This window comes from Ignavibacteriales bacterium, assembly GCA_026390815.1.
In the GTDB taxonomy this organism is placed as follows: Bacteria; Bacteroidota; Ignavibacteria; order Ignavibacteriales; family SURF-24; genus JAPLFH01.
Window position 1 is genome coordinate 26,669 of the sequence record JAPLFH010000018.1, and the last position, 18,862, is coordinate 45,530.

Sequence of the window (18,862 nt, forward strand, 5' to 3'; positions counted from 1 at the left end):
AAACAATGAGTAAACTAAAATTAGTTGTTGCATTAATTATCTTTGGATTCCTTGGATTTCAATTCACCTTTATTATACAAGGACAAAAACCTCCAAATGATCAATTGAAAAAGGATATAACAATCAATAGATCTAAAAACCAGACAGTTATGTATACACCCAATAAATTCGAATTTCAACCATTACCTTATCCAAGTGATGCTGCTGTACCTTTCATTGATAACCTTCCAGGAGAAATTCATATAGGTAAACGTACTATAGCAGTCAGAAATAATATTGGTGATTATTCTAATTACGTAGTTTATTGGGAAAATATGTTAGCTCTTGAAGGTGGATTGCCAACCGTTAAATTATCAGGCACGGATAAAACCATATTTGGTAGTGGCTTGGCATGGCTTTCCCACGATGTAAAAGGCAACCTGTTCATTTGTTCTGTACCATATAAGGATAATCCATTAGATATATCTGAAAAAAAGTGAATGCCTCTACATACAAATTGATTATGGGAACATACATATTATTTGAAATATTTCAATAAAAGTTAGGATTTTATAATCGCATTTTTAAATCTAGTAAACTTGGAAGAAGAAGCAATAAGATATGAAGAAGTTTTAAAGTCTGACGGAAGTAAATGAAACAACATCTTTTAAAAATAAAATCTATTAAGAAAATCACCTACGCTGTGCTGCAAAATGTTACTGAAAATCCTCAGCAGTTTACTTTCAACTGCGCGCAAACAACAGAAGTTTCCATAAACAAGCTATTATTGTATTATGAATAATTATTAAAAAGGGAGTTCGTATGCAACGTAGTGTAAATAATTTAATTGGTTATACCATTAGTGCAAAGGATGGTGAATTGGGAAAAGTGAGTGAGTTCTACTTCGATGATCTTACCTGGTCCATCCGTTACTTAGTTGTAGAAACAGGTAATTGGTTGTCTGAACGGAAGGTTCTTATTCCACACTTGGCACTTGGGATAACTGATTGGGAGTCACGGACATTTCAGGTGAACCTAACTAAAGAACAGGTACGCAACAGCCCTGATATTGAAACTGAAAAAACCGTAACTCGCCAACACGAATTAGAATTGTTTAACCATTATGGATTTCCAGTTTATTGGGAGAATGTATTTTATGATGGACCCGTTGGAATGTTTCCTTATGTACCTATTAGCGAAAATAAAACAGTGAAAGAAAGCGATGATTCTGTACGAAAACTTCATGGCAATCCGCACTTGCGCAGCACAAATAATGTCGAGGGATATTACATTCATGCTATTGACGGTGACATTGGACATGTGGAAGATTATATAGTTGACGATGAAAAGTGGAATCTTTGCTTCCTGATTGTTGATACACACAACTGGCTTCAGGGGCGAAAGGTTCTTATATCACCACAATGGATTAATCTTATCGATTGGAGTGAATCAAAAGTCTATGTCAATCTTTCGCAGGAATCGATAAAAAATAGTCCTGAATTTGACTCTTCTCAACTAATAGGCAAGGACTATGAAAATTAACTCCTACATTATTATGAATAGATATCAGGACAATAATAGAATGAGGCTGAAAAAGGAAGAAGCTAATGCCGGTAGCTAACTGGTGAAAAAATAAATTGTAAAAGGAGATAAACTATGTCATTGGTTGAATTAGTGATCGTTTTGGTTGTAGTTGGGGTAATCCTATGGCTGATTAATAGCTACATTCCTATGCAATCTACCATTAAGAAAATTTTAAATGCGGTAGTTATTATTGTAGTGATTCTCTGGTTATTAAGTGCTTTCGGACTAATAGAAGGACTAAAGTCGATTCGTATCGGACGGTAATCTTATTTTGTTAGATGTCATTGGGAGTAGAAGAGTGACTCTTACTATCACTGTTGGTGTAGGTTACATAAATACGCAGTTCAAGTACAAGATCAAGTAAGCAATTTATTCACTGGTAGTTGGTGCTATATTTTTATGTTAATTAATTTTAATAAATCAATACAAAAACAAAATCATGAAAATTTATCGGTGTAAATTAATTATCCTTGTTTTTTTAGGTATTTTTTTAGTTAAACAGATGTATTCTCAATCTTCTGTAGGCGATTCTTCATATCATCCTTATTATGTTAATTACTGGGTAACAGGTAGTATCATAATCGGAGGAACGGTGATAGAAAAAATTGGGATACACTTGGTAACGTCCAAATCTGGAATATCAATTGCAGAATTACAGAATTTAAACAGAAATGATATTTCTCCAATTGACCGTTGGGCTTTGAATTTTGATCCAACTAAAAGAGACTACTACGAGAGGCTTTCAAGTCAGTTGGCAGTAATTGGAGTCCTCCTTCCTGTTCTCACTGTGCTGGATCACAATATTAGGCGAGACTGGTTAGATGTGCTGCTGATATATTTGGAAACCCAAGCAATTACAAACAATCTTTATCTTTTAAGCCCAATCGGACCAACTTTTCAAAATAGATTCCGTCCTGTCGTCTATTATGATGCAGTTCCCAATGAGGAAAGAAGCAGGCCCTTCAACCGGAGTTCGCTTTATAGTGGGCATACTGCATCTATTGCAGAGACTTCTTTTTTAACCGCAAAGGTTTATTGTGATTACCATCCGGAACTGGGATGGAATAAATATCTTGTTTATGTAGCAGCAGCAATACCGCCTCTTCTCATGGCATATTTTAGATTGAAAGCACTAAGACATTTTACGACTGATGTAATGACTGGTTTTGGAGTAGGAGCATTATGTGGAATATTAATCCCTGAATTACATCGTATACAAGACAAGAACTTCTCGGTTGGATTTTATTCTTCATCTGAAGCCACCGGATTAGCTGTAAAATGGCAGCCGAATTTTTTGAAATAGTAGTATCTGGTTTATTTAACTTATTGTGTCTTTTACAATGTTATGATAAGATTATTGAGTCCATAATAATTTGATGAATAATTTTATAGAAGGAAATGTAAATTGAAAAACACTATAGTATTGACATTTAAGTTTTTGTTTTTTATGCCTGCTTGCTTCGGGCAAGTCAAGATATTTTAAATGATTTTTACATCACCCACCTGCTTTTGCCGGCAGGCAGGTCAAACATCAATCCTGCTAGCGGGATCAATCATTGCGGCTTGCCGCTCTATGCTATTAGACACCTATTGACTAGATAGCATTGAACTGAAATAAGGATACAAACCGTTTTAATGGTTTATAACAAATAAGGAGGCGATAGAAAAGCAGAAAACCAAGCCGGCGGAATCCGGTGAATAAACAAATTATAGAAGGAGAAAGACTATGTCATTGGTTGAATTAGTGATCGTTTTGGTTGTAGTTGGAGTGATCCTATGGCTGATTAACAGCTACATCCCAATGCAATCTACCATAAAGAAAATCTTGAATGCCGTAGTGATTATTGTAGTGATTCTCTGGTTATTGAGTGCCTTCGGACTAATAGAAGGACTAAAGACGATTCGTATCGGACGGTAATCTTATTTTGTTAGATGTCATTGGGAGTAGAAGCGTGACTCTTGCTATCATTGCTGCAAAGGGATTTCGGAAGAGTGGAAGGATTAACATTTAATCAATTGAAATGTTGTGTCTGAAAGTAGCATCTATCCTATCTTTACTTTCAAGGTACAACAGACAAACGGAAAGTGAATTACTTGTAAACTTATTATTGTGTTAGCTACTAAGTAAATAATTTACTAATTGTGATAAAGCGATAAATATAAAATGACCACAGATTTATTAATTTTAAATTTTAATTACAGATTAATTAGGAAGGTAATATTATGAAAACAAAATATGTAATTCTCCCAATGATATTGATGATCGTTATGGCACTAACTATGTTTGGACAGACTACACGTAATGTGAAGACAAAGACTGTCATAAAGAAAAATGACATATCGAATGCGATGGGTAAGCCAGTTTTTGAATCAACTGTTGATAGTCTTAGAACCAAAGTGTGGATCCTAAGCCAGAAAGAATATAAGGGAATAATGAAGACAAATATGGGTACCGCGATGAGTAAAATGAAAGATAAAAAAACAAAGATGGATAAGGCAACGAAGGAAGCGATGTTTGATAGCTCGCATTACTTTATTTTAGACATAACAAATATTAATAATGGAAAAGAATTCGCCGATACAAGTGCCAAGGTAGAAATTGTTTCAGCATCTAAGAAAGTCTTATCTTTACGCCTCCAACCTATGATGAACCATTTTGGCAGCGGGGTATCGTTCAATGAAAGAGGGGATTATTTGTTTACTATTAATCTGAATGTAGGTTCCGGTTATAAAACTATGCAATTCAAATACAAAGTAAGGTAAATATTTTGTATGTTGAACTCATGATTTTTACACAAATATCATGATTGAAAGTTGATAACATGGTACTTACTATTTTTCTTAAAGGAATCTTGATTGGTTTTGCTATGGCAATCCCTATTGGACCCATAGGAATTATGTGTATCCGCAAGACACTAACAGAAGGACGGGTACGTGGACTAATTATTGGTCTTGGTGCTGCTACTGCCGATTTACTTTACGGTTGTGTTGCGGCATTTGGGCTTACGGTTATTTCAACAGCACTTATTAGTCAACGAATCTGGATCCGATTAGTAGGAGGAGCGCTTCTACTTTTTCTTGGATTAAGAACATTTCGGACTCTGCCTGCTGATCCTAAAATACCTATTAAGAGTAATGGAATTTTAAGATCCTATCTAACCACTGTTTTTCTAACTCTTACAAATCCTATGACCATCTTTGCTTTTATTGCTGTGTTTGCTGCACTTGGTTTAGGAAATGGACTCGGATATTTTTCTGCAGCGGCTCTTGTAGTAGGCGTATTTATAGGTTCAGGTTTATGGTTTGTATTACTTAGTTCCAGTGTTACACTTTTTAGAAATAAGCTGGATTTGATTGGACTACGATGGGTAAACAGAATTGCAGGTGTGCTGATAATTATCTCCGGTTTAATTGCCATTGTTAGTTTGTTATAATCTTTTTTTGGTAAAGTTTAAATGTGTTCGTCAATTAGAAAAAGCTAGTTAATTCCTATTACATTGTTTATCATTCAACGCTCGAAGGAATTTTTATGAAAGGTATAATTGGTTTCTTCATTATATAACGATAATGAAAATATCTACAATACTTTCAGCACGAATTAAAAAATACTGGCACATACTTGGTCCAGGACTTATTACAGGCGCGAGCGATGATGATCCTTCGGGAATTGCAACCTATTCACAGGCAGGTGCCGGTTTTGGTTTTGCAACTCTTTGGACTGCAATTATCACTTTTCCTCTAATGGCTGCTGTGCAGGAGATGTGCGCGCGAATCGGTATGGTAACTCAAGAGGGATTGACAGGAACACTAAAAAAGAAATACCCGAAAAGTATTTTATATTTAATGGCGGTATTTAGTTTCCCCGCTATTACACTCAATATAGGCGCAGACATCCAGGGAATGGGAGCCGTTGCCAATTTACTTATACCTCAAATTCCCTCTTTTACCTTCAGCATAATTTTTACGGTTTTACTTATTTTCTTCATTATCAAATTTCCATATCAAAAACTTGCTGCTGTATTAAAATGGCTTTGTGTTACATTATTATTGTATGTCTTAGTCCCTTTCTTGGTGCAAGCAAATTGGGCAGATGTAATGAAAAGTACTTTTATTCCAACTATTCATTTCAACAAGGGTTTCTTTGGGATACTTGTTGCCATTCTTGGCACCACTATTTCTCCTTACCTGTTTTTTTGGCAAGCCACTATGGAAGCGGAAGACATTTCACATAACCATAAAAGAATTATTATCAATAAACGAATTTTGAACAACATGAAAATGGATATTGATTTCGGAATGTTGTTTTCAAACCTTGTTATGTTTTTCATCATCCTTACAACGGGCGCTGTATTGTATAAAGCTGGTATCACTCAAATTGATACAGTTGGACAAGCTGCAAAAGCATTAGAACCATTAACAGGTAAACTTACTTATTTACTCTTTGCTGTCAGTGTAATCGGTACAGGATTTTTAGCAATTCCTGTTTTGGCTGGCTCACTTTCCTACATTTTAGCTGAGACTTTTAATTGGAAGGAAGGATTAGATAAAAAATTTCATGAAGCCAAAGGGTTTTACATCACACTTATCGTGTCACTTATTGTTGGATTGTCTTTGGAATTTCTCGGCATAAGTCCAATACATGCGCTTATTTACACTGCTGTTTTGTATGGTTTAACAGCGCCGGTAATGATTGCAATTATAATGCACATTTGTAACAACAAAAAAGTAATGGGGAAATTTACCAACAAAAGATGGTCAAATGTTCTTGGAACAATAACGCTAATATTGATGAGCGTTGCCGGTGTTGCATTGATTTATTTTCAGTTCAAATAGAATAACTTAATTCCACTTTTCAATTTACTATTTCGAATACTCCTACATATTCTTTTGTTAACAATCGACCTTCTCTGTAATCAGATATCGGTATGGTTCGACTAAAAGATGTAGTTCCTTTTTCATCCCTTTGACCGATTGAATTACTATAATTCTCTTCATAGCTTCATAAAGAATTTTAATAAAATTTTAACGAAAAGGAGACTTACTATGTTATACACTATCGCGGTTGTTCTAATAGTTGTGGCTTCTAGGGCTACTCACCACCTATACTTTGGGCGGTGTTATTCACGTTCTGCTTGTAATTGCAGTTATAATGATCTTAGTAAACGTCATTCGTGGCAGGCGTGCGCTTTGAATGCATGTTTGTACATTACAGGAAAATAAAAAACAAATGGAGGATCATTATGCAAAATGAAGGAAACGGAATGGGTAAAGGATTATTTATCGGTATGTTAACCGGCGTAGCAGTCGGATCAATAATCGCGTTTTTTTACGCTCCCAAATCCGGTAAAGAATTACGAGAAGATATTAAAACCAAATCACAAGATTTTATTGAAGATGCTGATCAATATGTAGTGAACGCAAAAGATAAAGCCTTGCATCTCTTAAATGATGGTAAAAAAAAATCAAAAAGATGGTTGCAGAGACTAAAGAAAAAGTTGACACTCTTTCTTAAGTGAGGCAGAAAGGTTCCTTAATGAAGCAAAGGATAAAGCCGGGAACGTAGCTCATCAAGACAAAGAAAAAATTGAAGAAGGTATGTTCGTAAATGCTTTTGATAAAGGATGAAGTTGTTTGCAAAAACAAGAAGCCATTAGCTTATGAATAATCAATAGTGTTGTCTGTAAGACCGAAGTCAGAAATGTGAAATAAATAAATCCCAAGTTGAACCGTTTTTCTTGACTTTCTTTTCTATAGACAATACCATTAAGTATCGGAGTTTTTATGAAAAAATATTTTGTTGTTGTTCTGTATGGGATGTTGTTAATTATAAGTTGTAAAGAATCATCAAATAAAGGAGTTGCTATGAAAGGTTATGTGCAAAACATCGAGAGTATTGCAGTCAAAAATGAAGAATTTCGCAGAGTGATTTATACGGCTAAGAACTGTCAGCTTGTTGTAATGGCGTTGAAGCCCAAGGAGGAAATCGGGGCGGAAGTGCATAAACTCGATCAGTTCTTTCGCGTGGAGGAAGGTACGGGCGAGGCTGTCCTTAATGGCGTTCACACGAAGATCAGCGCGGGATTTGCCGTGCTCGTTCCTGCTGGAATGAATCACAATATTATCAATACCGACAGCGTTCCAATGAAGCTTTATACGATCTATTCACCGCCGAATCATCGGGACGGCGTTGTCCACCATACCCGTGCAGATGCGGAGAAGGACAATGAACACTTCGATGGTAAAACGACAGAATAAAAATATGGAATGGATGCAGGAGTGATTATCAATGAAATCTAAGAGTAATGCAAAAAACTTTCCTGTCGTTTGCGTGGGCGGTTCTGCCGGTGGTCTGGATGCCTATACCAGATTACTTAAGCATTTACCAAGTGATATGGGTGTTGCAATCGTAATTGTAAATCATCTGCGAACCGTCGCTACTATGCTTCATGAGATTCTTCCGCGTTACACAAAGATGCCTGTTGAACTTATAACGGAAAAATTACTTATAGAACCGAATCATGTTTTCATCATCCCGGAACAGCGTGACTTGCATGTTCTTGATGGAGAGTTCCGGCTAAAGCCGATATCAAAGCCAAGGGGATGGCCAGATGTGATTACCGTTTTTCTCCGTTCCTTTACACAGAACTGGGATGGGAAACTTATCGCTGTTATTGTCTCTGGTTATGATGGTGATGGGGCAGCAGCGTTGAGCGGTATAAAAGAAGTAGGAGGCATTACCATAGCACAGAAACCCGAAACAGCTACACAGCCTGATATGCCTGAAAGCGCAATAGCAAGCGGGTGTATAGATTTTGTTCTTTCGCCTGAGGAGATTGCTCAAGAAATAGTACGAATTACGAACGCTGCAAGAATATAAATCGATTAATGTAGCGGCAGCATTATGCCCCTTGTAACCAGATAGAAAAACTGTGCATTTAATTGCCCAAGTTCTAATGGAACCAGAGGTATACAGATTTCCGTCTGCCCATGTCTACAAAATTCAATTCATATAAACCTTTGACACAAAAGTAAAATAACAGTAATTTGATTCCCAGCAATCTCCTTTAGAATATTTTGCTGAATAAAATTTATATAAAAATAATGGCTCATTTAACTACACGCTCCGCATATAAGAATTTGGTAGATAGAATTAATCAATTACCACAAGGAGCCCCACCTTCAGAATTACTTTATAAAATTTTAGAAATGTTATTTACTGAGAAAGATGCTGGGTTTGTAGCATCACTACCAATAAAACCATTTACTGCAAAGGTAGCAGCATACTTAACTAAAAAATTTATTAGTGAAACTCAAAAAATACTAGATGAACTTTCATCGAAGGGAATCTTATTGGATGTTGAACAAAATGGACAACCGATTTACTCACTTCCGCCGCCAATGGCAGGCTTCTTCGAATTTTCGATGATGAGAATCCGTACCGATATTGATCAAAAAGTTTTGGCAGAACTTTTCTATCAATATCTTAATGTGGAAGAAGATTTTATTAAACAGCTTTTCACTGGAGGAATCACTCAACCGGGAAGAACATTTGTGAATGAAAAGACTTTGAGCGAAGCGCACAAATTGGAAGTTCTTGATTATGAAAAAGCAAGCGAAGTAATTAAAACAGCAAGCCATAGAGCCGTTGGAATGTGCTATTGCCGGCATAAGATGGAACATCTCGGTAAAGCATGTGATGCACCTATGGAGATTTGCTTAACATTCAATAATGTTGCCGCCTCTTTAATAAAACATAACATTGCCAAAGAAATTGATTTACAAGAAGGGATGGATTTACTTCAATCTGCCTATGATAACAATCTTGTTCAGTTCGGAGAAAATGTTAGAGAGCAAGTTAGTTTTATATGCAATTGTTGTGGCTGTTGTTGCGAAGCGATGCTCGCCGCAAAAAGATTCGCAATGCTGAATCCGGTACACACTACAAATTATCTCCCGGTCGTAACAACTGAAGTTTGTAACGGATGCGGAAAGTGTGTGAATGTCTGTCCTGTTGAAGCCTTGAGTCTTGTGTCTGCTAATGATCCTCTGAAGAAAAAAAGAAAGAAAGCTGTTTTGAATGAAGATATTTGTCTTGGATGCGGATTGTGTGTTCGGTCTTGTACTGTTGGGAAGATTCATCAGATAGAACGAGAGCAAAGGGTGATTACTCCTCTCAACAGTGCGCACAGAGTTGTAGTGATGGCAATTGAGCGTGGGAAATTTCAAAATCTAATCTTCGATCAACAAGCTTTGTGGAATCACCGAGCAATGGCAGCAATACTTGGTGTGATTGTAAAACTTCCTCCGGTTAAACAAGTGCTTGCAAGTAATCAATTGAAATCGCGTTACTTGGAATATCTTTTATCAAATTATAATAAGAATTAAAAACTTGTTCCTCTTCAATACTCTTAAAAAAACTCATCAGTATAATCTAAGACAATAATATTTTGATGGTTTCTTTTAATAATAAAAAATTATGCATGCAGATTGTATAAAACTATAATCTCTTTAATAAGTACTTAATTGCAGCAGAAACAACTCCATTAATTGGCGAGTAATTTCCTTTAATTTCATTACCAAAAGATGTAGTTCCTTTTTCATCCTTTAGAACGATTGATTCGCTTTAGATCCGTATGTAATTTACAAATGGATTTTAGTAGAAATTCCATTAATAAGTCATTTACAGTTGGCATTTTTTTTTAGACTCAACAAATAATTCAGAAAATTTATGGCGAGTAAAATTTTAATTATATCAACAAACCGCCGTTCACTTTATGTGACAAGTCTATTTTATAAATTTAAATATTAGGAGCAAATACTATGAATAGATTATTAATACTTGCATTTGTTTTAATTTTTATTTTTAACTCTTGTAGTAATAACAGCGATAGTCCTGTAGTTGCTGATACTATTCCCTCCGTACCTACATTATTAAACCCGGCTGATGCAACAACGCATGTAGCAATTCCGACTGAATTTGGATGGAAAACAAGCACCGGAGCAGTAAGTTACACATTACAGGTGTCGACTAACAGTTCATTTACAAGTTTCATATATAATCAAAGTGGATTAACAAGTTTAACCCAACAAGTAAGCGGTCTGAATCCGTTATCAATTTATTATTGGAGAGTAAGTGCAACAAATAAAGCGGGTACATCTGACTGGTCAACAGTATGGAGCTTTACTGCAACAGGTCCCTCGCCAATGGTGCCGGTTTTATCTAACCCGATAGATGATGCAATAACCTATTCAGCACCGTTAACGTTAAGTTGGCTCGCAACCAGCGGAGCGGAAAGTTATACATTACAGGTCTCTGTTAATAGTTCATTTACAAGTTTTGTATATAATCAAAGCGGATTAACTTCTTCGACTCAACAGGTAACGGGACTGACTGCTTCAACATACTATTGGCGTGTAAATGCAGCAGGCAATAACGGAACATCCGGATGGTCAACTGTATGGAGTGTTACAACAGCGGTACCAATTGCACCGGATTTATCATCTCCGGTAAATGGAGCAACAAATATATCTGTTTCCCCGATGTTAAACTGGAGCGCAAGCGGTGGAGCTACGAGTTATACATTGCAGGTATCTGTAAATAGTTCTTTTACAATTTTTTTATATAATCAAAGCGGATTAACATCTTTGATTCAACAAGTGACGTGATTAACGGCGCCAAATCTATACTATTGGCGTGTTAGCTCAACAAATGGTTATGGGACATCAGGATGGTCATATACTTGGAGTTTTTCAGTCTTATAAGCCGGTTGAATCAGAGTTGATATTTTCATAACGATATAAAATAGAATTCATAATTCGGTTATTGAACTATACTAAATTGATAAATGATTTTATAAATGGAAATATAAAAATGAAAAACACTAAACTAATGAGTTCTTATAAAATGGGAAACATTGAACTTAAAAACAGAATCGTTATGGCTCCCATGACGCGAGCTCGTGCAATTGGAAATATCCCGAATCAATTAATGGTAGAATATTATGAACAACGTGCTGCTGCCGGACTTATCATTACTGAAGGGACTTCGCCTTCACCAAATGGGCTTGGTTATAGCCGTATCCCCGGAATTTATAGTGAAGCCCAAGTAGAAGGTTGGAAGAAAATTACAAATGCCGTGCATTCCAAAGATGGAAAGATATTTGTTCAGCTTATGCATACTGGACGTATCAGCCATCGTGAGAACATGCCGGAAGATGCTGTAATTCTTGCGCCCTCGGCTGTTAAACCAAATGGACAAATGTGGACAGATGTTTATGGACTACAGGATTTTCCAATCCCAAAAGAAATGAATATTGTTGAAATAAAACACACCAAACAAGAATACATTACCGCAGCAGCTAATGCTATAAAAGCTGGGTTTGATGGCATAGAACTGCATGGCGCTAATGGTTATCTGTTAGAACAATTTTTGTCTCCAGTTAGTAATATAAGAAAAGATAATTACGGCGCCAGCATTGAAAACCGTTGCCGTTTTCTGTTGGAAGTACTAGAGGGTGCAGTTGATGCAATTGGAAAGGAAAGGATCGGTTTACGTTTATCTCCTTATGGTGTCGCGAGCGATATGCCTTACTATCCTGAGATTGATGACACGTATAAATATCTTACTGAAAAGCTGAATAGTATAGGAATACTTTATATCCATTTAGTAGATCATAGCAGTATGGGTGCGCCCGAAGTACCACTCGAAATTAAAAATGTTTTACGCAAAAGATTTGAGCACACACTTATTTTAAGTGGTGGATATACCATTGAACGCGCTGAAAGCGAATTAGAAAGAGGACTTGCGGACCTTATTGCATTCGGCAAACCATTTATTAATAACCCTGATCTAGTTGTACGCTTTGCTAACGGTTGGCAGCTATCAAAAGAACTCGAGATGAACACATTTTATTCTCCAGGTGAAAAAGGATATACCGACTATCCCATATCCGCTAATTGATCTAATCAAACAATCAAAAAAAGAGGTTTATAATGGATCTTTACATAGACGAGAATGAACAAAGTCTTTTACCACCAGCTGATTTGGCAGCAGAAATTCAGAGATTGCAAGAAGAACTAATAAATGAGCGTGACCGGAATCTCAGCACTCTTGCAGACTTTAAGAATTATCGTCGTCGTATTGAGCGTGATGGTAATAAAATTGCTGAGGAAGGTAAACGGGAGATCATAATTCCGCTATTAGATATTATTGACGATATGGAGAAAGCCCTGCAATGGGCAAGTAATGAAAATCAACCCTCTGTGGAAGGAATGGAAATCATCCATCAGAAACTTCTTACGCTGATGGAAAAGCATGGAGTTCTCCCTTTCGGAAGTGTTGGTACGCCATTCGACCATAATCTTCATGATGCAGTGGCGGTGGCGAAACATAAAGGCAGTAAACCAGGAACCGTAGTTGATGAACTGTGTCGCGGTTATCTCTGGAATAATCAATTACTGCGACCTGCGCAAGTACGGGTTGCTGGATGATAAATATTATGTATGAAAGCGTCTGCGGTATGAGCACAAAACGGTTAGACTATGATCTACAAAGATTACTTTAAAGATTTGGGTGTAGGAAAGACAGCAACACCTGTAGAGATCAAAAAAGGCATTTCGAACGCTTGCTAAAAAATATCATCCAGCAAGACCAAGGGAGATAAAGCGGCTGAAGAAAAATTCAAGGAAATCAACGAGGCAAACGAAGACCTTAGCGATCCATAAAAACGAAAAAAGTACGATCAGTTTGGTGCGGAATGGAAACACTATGAAGAAGCCAGAGCGCAGCCGGGAGGATTTGATTGGTCGAAATATGCAAGCGGTCGCGGCGGACAATCGTACCAGGCAACCACTAACGAATCCGGTTCATTGTTTAACGATGAGGGTGTTAATGATCTTTTTGAGATGCTGTTTGGACAACGCAGCGGTCAAAGCCAAGGGAGATGGAGTGTTACCGTTAAGGGTGAGGATCTTGAAACAGAAACAACACTCTCGCTTGAAGAAGCGTATCACTATACTACACGCCTCATCCGACTAAATGGTCAAACAATTAAGGTAACGATCAAGCCAGGCGTTGCAGACAGGCAAATGCTAAGAATTCCGGGCAAAGGTGGAGTGGGATTAAACGGCGGTCCAAACGGTAACCTATATCTTACTGTCAAGATTGCACCGCATCCGGAACTTCAACGGATTGGAAACGATCTCCACAGTAATCTCCCATTAGAATTGTACACTGCACTCCTTGGCGGAAAGACTCAAATCAAAACATTAAAAGGCAAAGTTACGATCAACATTCCAAAGGGAATGCCTAATGGCAAAGAACTCAGACTTCGTGGACTTGGAATGCCGATCTATGCAAAGAAGAATGAGTTTGGAAATCTGCTAGTGAGAGTTGACATCGTGCTTCCGGAGAATCTCAGTGAACAGGAAATGGGTATGTTCAGGGAATTGGCAGTATTAAGGAAATGACTCTGTAATCAGGAGCATAATGATCGTCCAACGTAAACGTGAAAGTGATAAATGAAAAATGAAGCTTTAACACTTCACCTTAAAGAAGGTGAAAAAAGATGTTCTACTGAAAGATTATAATATGGAGTTTACTTTTTTTCTCAAAGGAATCTTAATTGGTTTTGCTATGGCAATCCCTATTGGACCCATAGGAATTATGTGTATCCGCAAGACACTAACAGAAGGACGGGTACGTGGACTAATTATTGGTCTTGGTGCTGCTACTGCCGATTTACTTTACGGTTGTGTTGCAGCATTTGGGCTTACGGTTATTTCGACAGCACTTATTAGTCAACGAATCTGGATCCGATTAGTAGGAGGAGCGCTTCTACTTTTTCTTGGATTAAGAACATTTCGGACTTTGCCAGTTGATCCTAAAATACTTATTAAGAGTAATGGAATTTTAAGATCCTATCTAACCACGGTTTTTCTAACTCTTACAAATCCAATGACCATCTTTGCTTTTATTGCTGCGTTTGCTGCACTTGGTTTAGGAAATGGACTCGGATATTTTTCTGCAGCGGCTCTTGTAGTAGGCGTATTTATAGGTTCAGGTTTATGGTTTGTATTACTTAGTTCCAGTGTTACACTTTTTAGAAATAAGCTGGACTTAATGGGACTGCGATGGGTAAACAGAATCGCCGGTGTGCTGATAATAATCTCTGGTATTATTGCAATAATAAGTTTGTTATAAATTTTTATTTAGTTTTTCAGGTAAGCTTAATTATGTTCATCCAAAATGGAAAGGGAATTTGATTACAATTCTTTCTATCATAAACCCGCGCAGTACTACAATTATTCTACTACGTATTAGTTGTTGTCCTGGTAATGAAAATTGCTATCGTAAAATTATTAAAACTTGCTTTCGTGTACGGTGCCTATGTTGTCTTTCGATTGCATAGTAATTTTTTTTGATTGCAAAACTTATAGAACATAAACAAAATACAATTCTTTAATTTTTTTTTACTCACCCTAAAGATGTAGTTCCTTTTTCATCCCTTTGCCTTATTTACACCTACCTGATAACTATGTAAGTTACTTACACCTAAATATCAAAAACGAATTTTTAAAGCGCAATTAAATCAAGAACAATTTAAAATATAATTATTCGAACACTTGCACTTACACGAACTATATGGAACTAATTATGAAAACAAAAGTAAATAACCCACCTGCTTTTTTAAGCAAGTGTATTCAATTCATTGTAGCAATTCTTACCTTGGGTTTAATAGTGCCTGCAGTAGTAATGTCACAATCATCGCCAGCAACTGTAAACCTTGGAACATCAGGCAATTTTGTGATTCTTGCAAAATCGGGAATCTCAGTTACTGGTGTTACTCAAATCACCGGTGATTTAGGGGTAAGTCCAATTGCGGCAACAGCCATTACTGGATTTGGATTAATAATGGATCCTTCAGGTACATTTGCAACCTCATCTTTAGTTACCGGAAAGGTTTATGCTGCTAACTATACTGACCCATCCCCATCTAAATTAACTACTGCTATTGGAGACATGGCAACTGCTTATACTGATGCTGCTGGAAGAACATTACCAGATTATAGTGAGCTATATGCCGGAGACCTTACCGGGCAGACACTTACTCGGGGTATTTATAAGTGGGGTACCGGAATTATAGTATCTGCTGCTGGTTTAACAATTTCAGGCAATGCAACTGACGTCTTTATCTTTCAGATAGCTCAGAATCTAAATGTGGGTAATGGTGCAATTGTTACACTAAGTGGTGGTGCACAAGCATCCAACATTTTCTGGCAGGTTGCCGGCAAAGTTACACTTGGAACAACAGCTGCTATGAAAGGAATAATTTTATGTAAAACAGAAATTGTTATAAGTACTGGTGCAACGCTTAACGGCAAGGCATTAGCGCAAACAGCTGTTACTTTAGACGCCAACACAGTTGCAAATCCGTTGGTGACCGCTGTTGAGAATGGATTAGTACCAAGAGAATTAGTACTCTATCAGAACTACCCAAATCCATTTAATCCTTCAACTAAAATTCAATTTAGTTTAGATAAACCTGGACAGGTTACACTTAAGGTCTATAATTTACTTGGACTTGAAGTTGCCACACTGGTAAATGATATACGTGCAGCCGGTACTTACAGCGTTAATTTCAATACTAACCAGGGAACTCTCAGTCTCTCATCTGGTGTGTATTTTTATCGATTAGAATCCGGATCCTTCGTCTCGATAAAGAAATTTGTAATACTTAGGTAGTTCTATTTAATAAATAAAGATGGTAACGCTTAAGTGCGGAATTGTTTCGTTGTAGTAAGTTAGGCATATCTGTCCGGGCAGGGGAAAAGAAATTTCTCTGAATTAGAGAAAATAATTGTACTAAATTTTTTAAATAAGGAGATCGAAATGAAAATAGTTTACTTACTTATACTAATGCTTTTTGGTGTTGCTCAGTCTGATATGATGGCGCAACAAAAGCCAAACAACGCTATGTCAAACGTAATTGGTGTTACCGCTGAAGGTGGTGTAACATCAGCATTTACCGATTACAAAACTAACAAACTTAATTTCACTGCTAAAGGCTCCCTGGAATATTATATTCCTTCCAGAGGAATGGGAAATATTGGGTTAAGAATTTTCTATCAGCAAGCTTTAATTTCGGGGCAAGATGGTCCAACAGATTTACTAAACGGCCAAAAACCAAATCCAACACATAAATTTACTACAAAAATGGATATGTACGGCGGTGGAATATTTTATACTCTTTCTATTAACGATGTTGTTTATCCATTTGTGGATTTTGGCATTCACCAACTTTGGTTTTATCCTAAGGATGCTAACGAAACTGATTTACCAAATTATACAGATCCAAATGGTTATCGCCACCATATGTTGGCTTACCATGGAGATGTAGGAGCACGAATTATGGTTTCGAAGGGTATGAGTTTTAATGTATCCGCTGGGTTAATAACAGGTGCCAAAGATTATTTGGATGATATACAACATGGTTCCAGTAATGATATGTTAATCACTGCTACTGCGGGTCTATCTTATTACTTCGGTAGGACTAGCGATTCAGACGGTGATGGTGTTCTCGATTCCAGAGATATGTGCCCAAAGACACCAGAAGGTGTTAAAGTAGATGAATTCGGCTGCCCGCTTGATTCAGATGGCGATGGTGTTCCCGATTATCTTGATAAATGCGCTAACACGCCTACCGGAGTTAAAGTAGATGCAGATGGCTGCCCGCTTGATTTCGATAGAGATGGTGTTCCTGATTACCTTGATAAATGCTCTAATACGCCTGCCGGAGTTAAGGTAGATGAGAATGGCTGCCCACTTGATTCCGATAAAGACGGTATTCCCGATTATCTTGATAGATGCCCTAACACACCTGCCGGTTTTAAGGTAGATCAAGACGGCTGTCCGCTTGATTCCGATGGTGATGGTGTTCCGGACAATCTTGATAAATGCCCTAATACACCAAAGGGTGTTCAGGTAGATTCTGAAGGATGTCCTATTAAGAATGAAAAAGATACTGTAGTTATAATAGAGCCAGGTGAAATAGAATCTTTAGTTCTTAGCGGCGACACAAATTTTGAATTTAATAAGTCAAAACTACTGCCTAATGCGTATGATGCTCTTAAAGGTCTTGTAGTTACCATTGATAAGCATCCGAAATACAAATGGGAAGTTGGTGGATATACTGATAAAGTCGGTTCAGCATCTTATAATAAAAAGCTTTCAAAAGAAAGAGCTAAAGCAATTGTAGACTATCTTGTAAGCCAAGGCGCTAATAGAAATAATCTGAAAATAGTAGGATATGGTAAAGATAAACCAATTGCTACAAACGAAACAGTTGAAGGAAGATCTATGAATAGAAGAGTTGAGATAAAATTGCTCACAAAGGTCAACTAATAGATAGTATAAAGTTAAAAAATAATTTCTATAGAAGCGGTATTGGTAAAGCCGCTTCTATAAATAATAGCTACTTCTTGTTTTGTAATAAATAAAGCACTACTCAGCAAGAGTATCTACATATGTTTCAATAGCGGCATTGGAAATAATCAATGTTGCCGGTACAAAATATTTGAATTACAATTTATTGAGATTATTCCATGAAAAAAATCAGACTGCTACTCATCGAAGATAACCGTCTTTTGCGGAATGGAATCCTTACGATTCTTAAACTTCATAAGGATATAAGTGTAATTGCGGCATCCGGAGATGGAAAGAGTACTCTTGTAAAAATCAAGCAGCTAAAACCGAATGTGGTTCTTTTGGATCTTGGATTACGAAGTCAAAATAGTTTACGTGTTGTAGAAATAGTGAAGAAAGATTTTCCGGAAGCAAAAATTATTGTTATGGACCTTGCGCCTGTACAGGCAGATATTTTACAGTATGTAAAAGCCGGTGCCAACGGCTTCATCCTTAAAGACGCATCGCTTAATGAATTTTTAATCACGATACGAACAGTAGTTGAAGGAGCAACTGTATTACCTCCTATCCTGGTTGATTCACTCTTTTCTCAAATTATTGATAATGCAGTAAGAGAAGGCAAATCCAAACTGAAAGAAGCAGTTCAGATGACAACGAGAGAACGGGAAGTAATTTTGCTTCTAGGCGAAGGTATGAGCAATAAGGAGATCGGTCAAAGAATACGCATATCCACTTATACCGTTAAAAGTCATATTCATAATATCATGGAGAAACTTGCATTACATACACGCCTGGAAATTGCAAACTATTCTTACTCAGATGAAACACTTAGAACAACTTCCAAGAGTATTTCGATGTTAAATAATTAGCGGTAAA

The 18,862-nt window shown here is 36.9% G+C and carries 20 protein-coding genes and 3 pseudogenes; all 23 read left to right on the plus strand.

The window, feature by feature from the left end; genetic code table 11:
* The first annotated feature begins 5 nt into the window (after positions 1-5).
* Positions 6-479: a hypothetical protein gene (locus NTX22_07285; protein ID MCX6150307.1), complete on the plus strand. Its 474-nt coding sequence runs from the start codon at positions 6-8 to the stop codon at positions 477-479.
* 152 nt (positions 480-631) lie between these two features.
* Positions 632-781: a hypothetical protein gene (locus tag NTX22_07290; protein ID MCX6150308.1), complete on the plus strand. Its 150-nt coding sequence runs from the start codon at positions 632-634 to the stop codon at positions 779-781.
* Positions 782-801: 20 nt separating this feature from the next.
* Positions 802-1,521, plus strand: coding sequence for a PRC-barrel domain-containing protein (locus NTX22_07295; protein ID MCX6150309.1), 720 nt, complete (start codon positions 802-804; stop codon positions 1,519-1,521).
* A gap of 114 nt (positions 1,522-1,635) precedes the next feature.
* Complete coding sequence (locus NTX22_07300; protein MCX6150310.1) at positions 1,636-1,827, plus strand: hypothetical protein; 192 nt, start codon at positions 1,636-1,638, stop codon at positions 1,825-1,827.
* A 328-nt stretch (positions 1,828-2,155) separates the two neighbouring features.
* Positions 2,156-2,866, plus strand: a complete 711-nt coding sequence (locus NTX22_07305) for a phosphatase PAP2 family protein (protein MCX6150311.1) — start codon at positions 2,156-2,158, stop codon at positions 2,864-2,866.
* Positions 2,867-3,786: 920 nt separating this feature from the next.
* Positions 3,787-4,326: a hypothetical protein gene (locus NTX22_07310; protein MCX6150312.1), complete on the plus strand. Its 540-nt coding sequence runs from the start codon at positions 3,787-3,789 to the stop codon at positions 4,324-4,326.
* A 104-nt stretch (positions 4,327-4,430) separates the two neighbouring features.
* Positions 4,431-4,997: a LysE family transporter gene (locus tag NTX22_07315; protein ID MCX6150313.1), complete on the plus strand. Its 567-nt coding sequence runs from the start codon at positions 4,431-4,433 to the stop codon at positions 4,995-4,997.
* A 133-nt stretch (positions 4,998-5,130) separates the two neighbouring features.
* Positions 5,131-6,396 carry a divalent metal cation transporter gene (locus NTX22_07320; GenBank protein MCX6150314.1) on the plus strand — a complete coding sequence of 422 codons (1,266 nt, stop codon included), beginning with the start codon at positions 5,131-5,133 and terminating at the stop codon, positions 6,394-6,396.
* A gap of 407 nt (positions 6,397-6,803) precedes the next feature.
* Positions 6,804-7,079: a YtxH domain-containing protein gene (locus tag NTX22_07325; GenBank protein MCX6150315.1), complete on the plus strand. Its 276-nt coding sequence runs from the start codon at positions 6,804-6,806 to the stop codon at positions 7,077-7,079.
* Positions 7,080-7,344: 265 nt separating this feature from the next.
* Positions 7,345-7,818: a cupin domain-containing protein gene (locus tag NTX22_07330; GenBank protein ID MCX6150316.1), complete on the plus strand. Its 474-nt coding sequence runs from the start codon at positions 7,345-7,347 to the stop codon at positions 7,816-7,818.
* 31 nt (positions 7,819-7,849) lie between these two features.
* On the plus strand, positions 7,850-8,440 hold the full coding sequence (locus tag NTX22_07335) for a chemotaxis protein CheB (GenBank protein MCX6150317.1): 591 nt from the start codon (positions 7,850-7,852) through the stop codon (positions 8,438-8,440).
* A 197-nt stretch (positions 8,441-8,637) separates the two neighbouring features.
* The gene (locus tag NTX22_07340; GenBank protein ID MCX6150318.1) at positions 8,638-9,948 is read left to right on the plus strand and encodes a 4Fe-4S dicluster domain-containing protein; all 1,311 of its coding nucleotides are present in this window, start codon (positions 8,638-8,640) and stop codon (positions 9,946-9,948) included.
* A gap of 435 nt (positions 9,949-10,383) precedes the next feature.
* Positions 10,384-11,229, plus strand: coding sequence for a hypothetical protein (locus NTX22_07345; GenBank protein MCX6150319.1), 846 nt, complete (start codon positions 10,384-10,386; stop codon positions 11,227-11,229).
* A 205-nt stretch (positions 11,230-11,434) separates the two neighbouring features.
* A complete protein-coding gene (locus tag NTX22_07350) occupies positions 11,435-12,523 on the plus strand; it encodes an alkene reductase (protein ID MCX6150320.1) in 1,089 nt (362 codons plus the stop codon).
* Between the two features lie 32 nt (positions 12,524-12,555).
* On the plus strand, positions 12,556-13,053 hold the full coding sequence (locus NTX22_07355; protein ID MCX6150321.1) for a nucleotide exchange factor GrpE: 498 nt from the start codon (positions 12,556-12,558) through the stop codon (positions 13,051-13,053).
* Positions 13,054-13,467: 414 nt separating this feature from the next.
* On the plus strand, positions 13,468-14,031 hold the full coding sequence (locus NTX22_07360; protein MCX6150322.1) for a J domain-containing protein: 564 nt from the start codon (positions 13,468-13,470) through the stop codon (positions 14,029-14,031).
* A gap of 166 nt (positions 14,032-14,197) precedes the next feature.
* Complete coding sequence (locus tag NTX22_07365; GenBank protein MCX6150323.1) at positions 14,198-14,764, plus strand: LysE family transporter; 567 nt, start codon at positions 14,198-14,200, stop codon at positions 14,762-14,764.
* Between the two features lie 453 nt (positions 14,765-15,217).
* On the plus strand, positions 15,218-16,306 hold the full coding sequence (locus NTX22_07370) for an ice-binding family protein (GenBank protein MCX6150324.1): 1,089 nt from the start codon (positions 15,218-15,220) through the stop codon (positions 16,304-16,306).
* A 762-nt stretch (positions 16,307-17,068) separates the two neighbouring features.
* Positions 17,069-17,259: pseudogene (locus NTX22_07375) on the plus strand (thrombospondin type 3 repeat-containing protein).
* A 22-nt stretch (positions 17,260-17,281) separates the two neighbouring features.
* Positions 17,282-17,386 (plus strand): annotated as a pseudogene (locus NTX22_07380) (thrombospondin type 3 repeat-containing protein).
* A pseudogene (locus NTX22_07385) lies at positions 17,386-17,527 on the plus strand (thrombospondin type 3 repeat-containing protein). The pseudogenes NTX22_07380 and NTX22_07385 overlap by 1 nt, the downstream one beginning before the upstream one ends.
* 84 nt (positions 17,528-17,611) lie before the next feature.
* A complete protein-coding gene (locus NTX22_07390) occupies positions 17,612-17,965 on the plus strand; it encodes an OmpA family protein (protein ID MCX6150325.1) in 354 nt (117 codons plus the stop codon).
* A 200-nt stretch (positions 17,966-18,165) separates the two neighbouring features.
* A complete protein-coding gene (locus NTX22_07395; protein ID MCX6150326.1) occupies positions 18,166-18,855 on the plus strand; it encodes a response regulator transcription factor in 690 nt (229 codons plus the stop codon).
* Positions 18,856-18,862 lie beyond the last annotated feature (7 nt).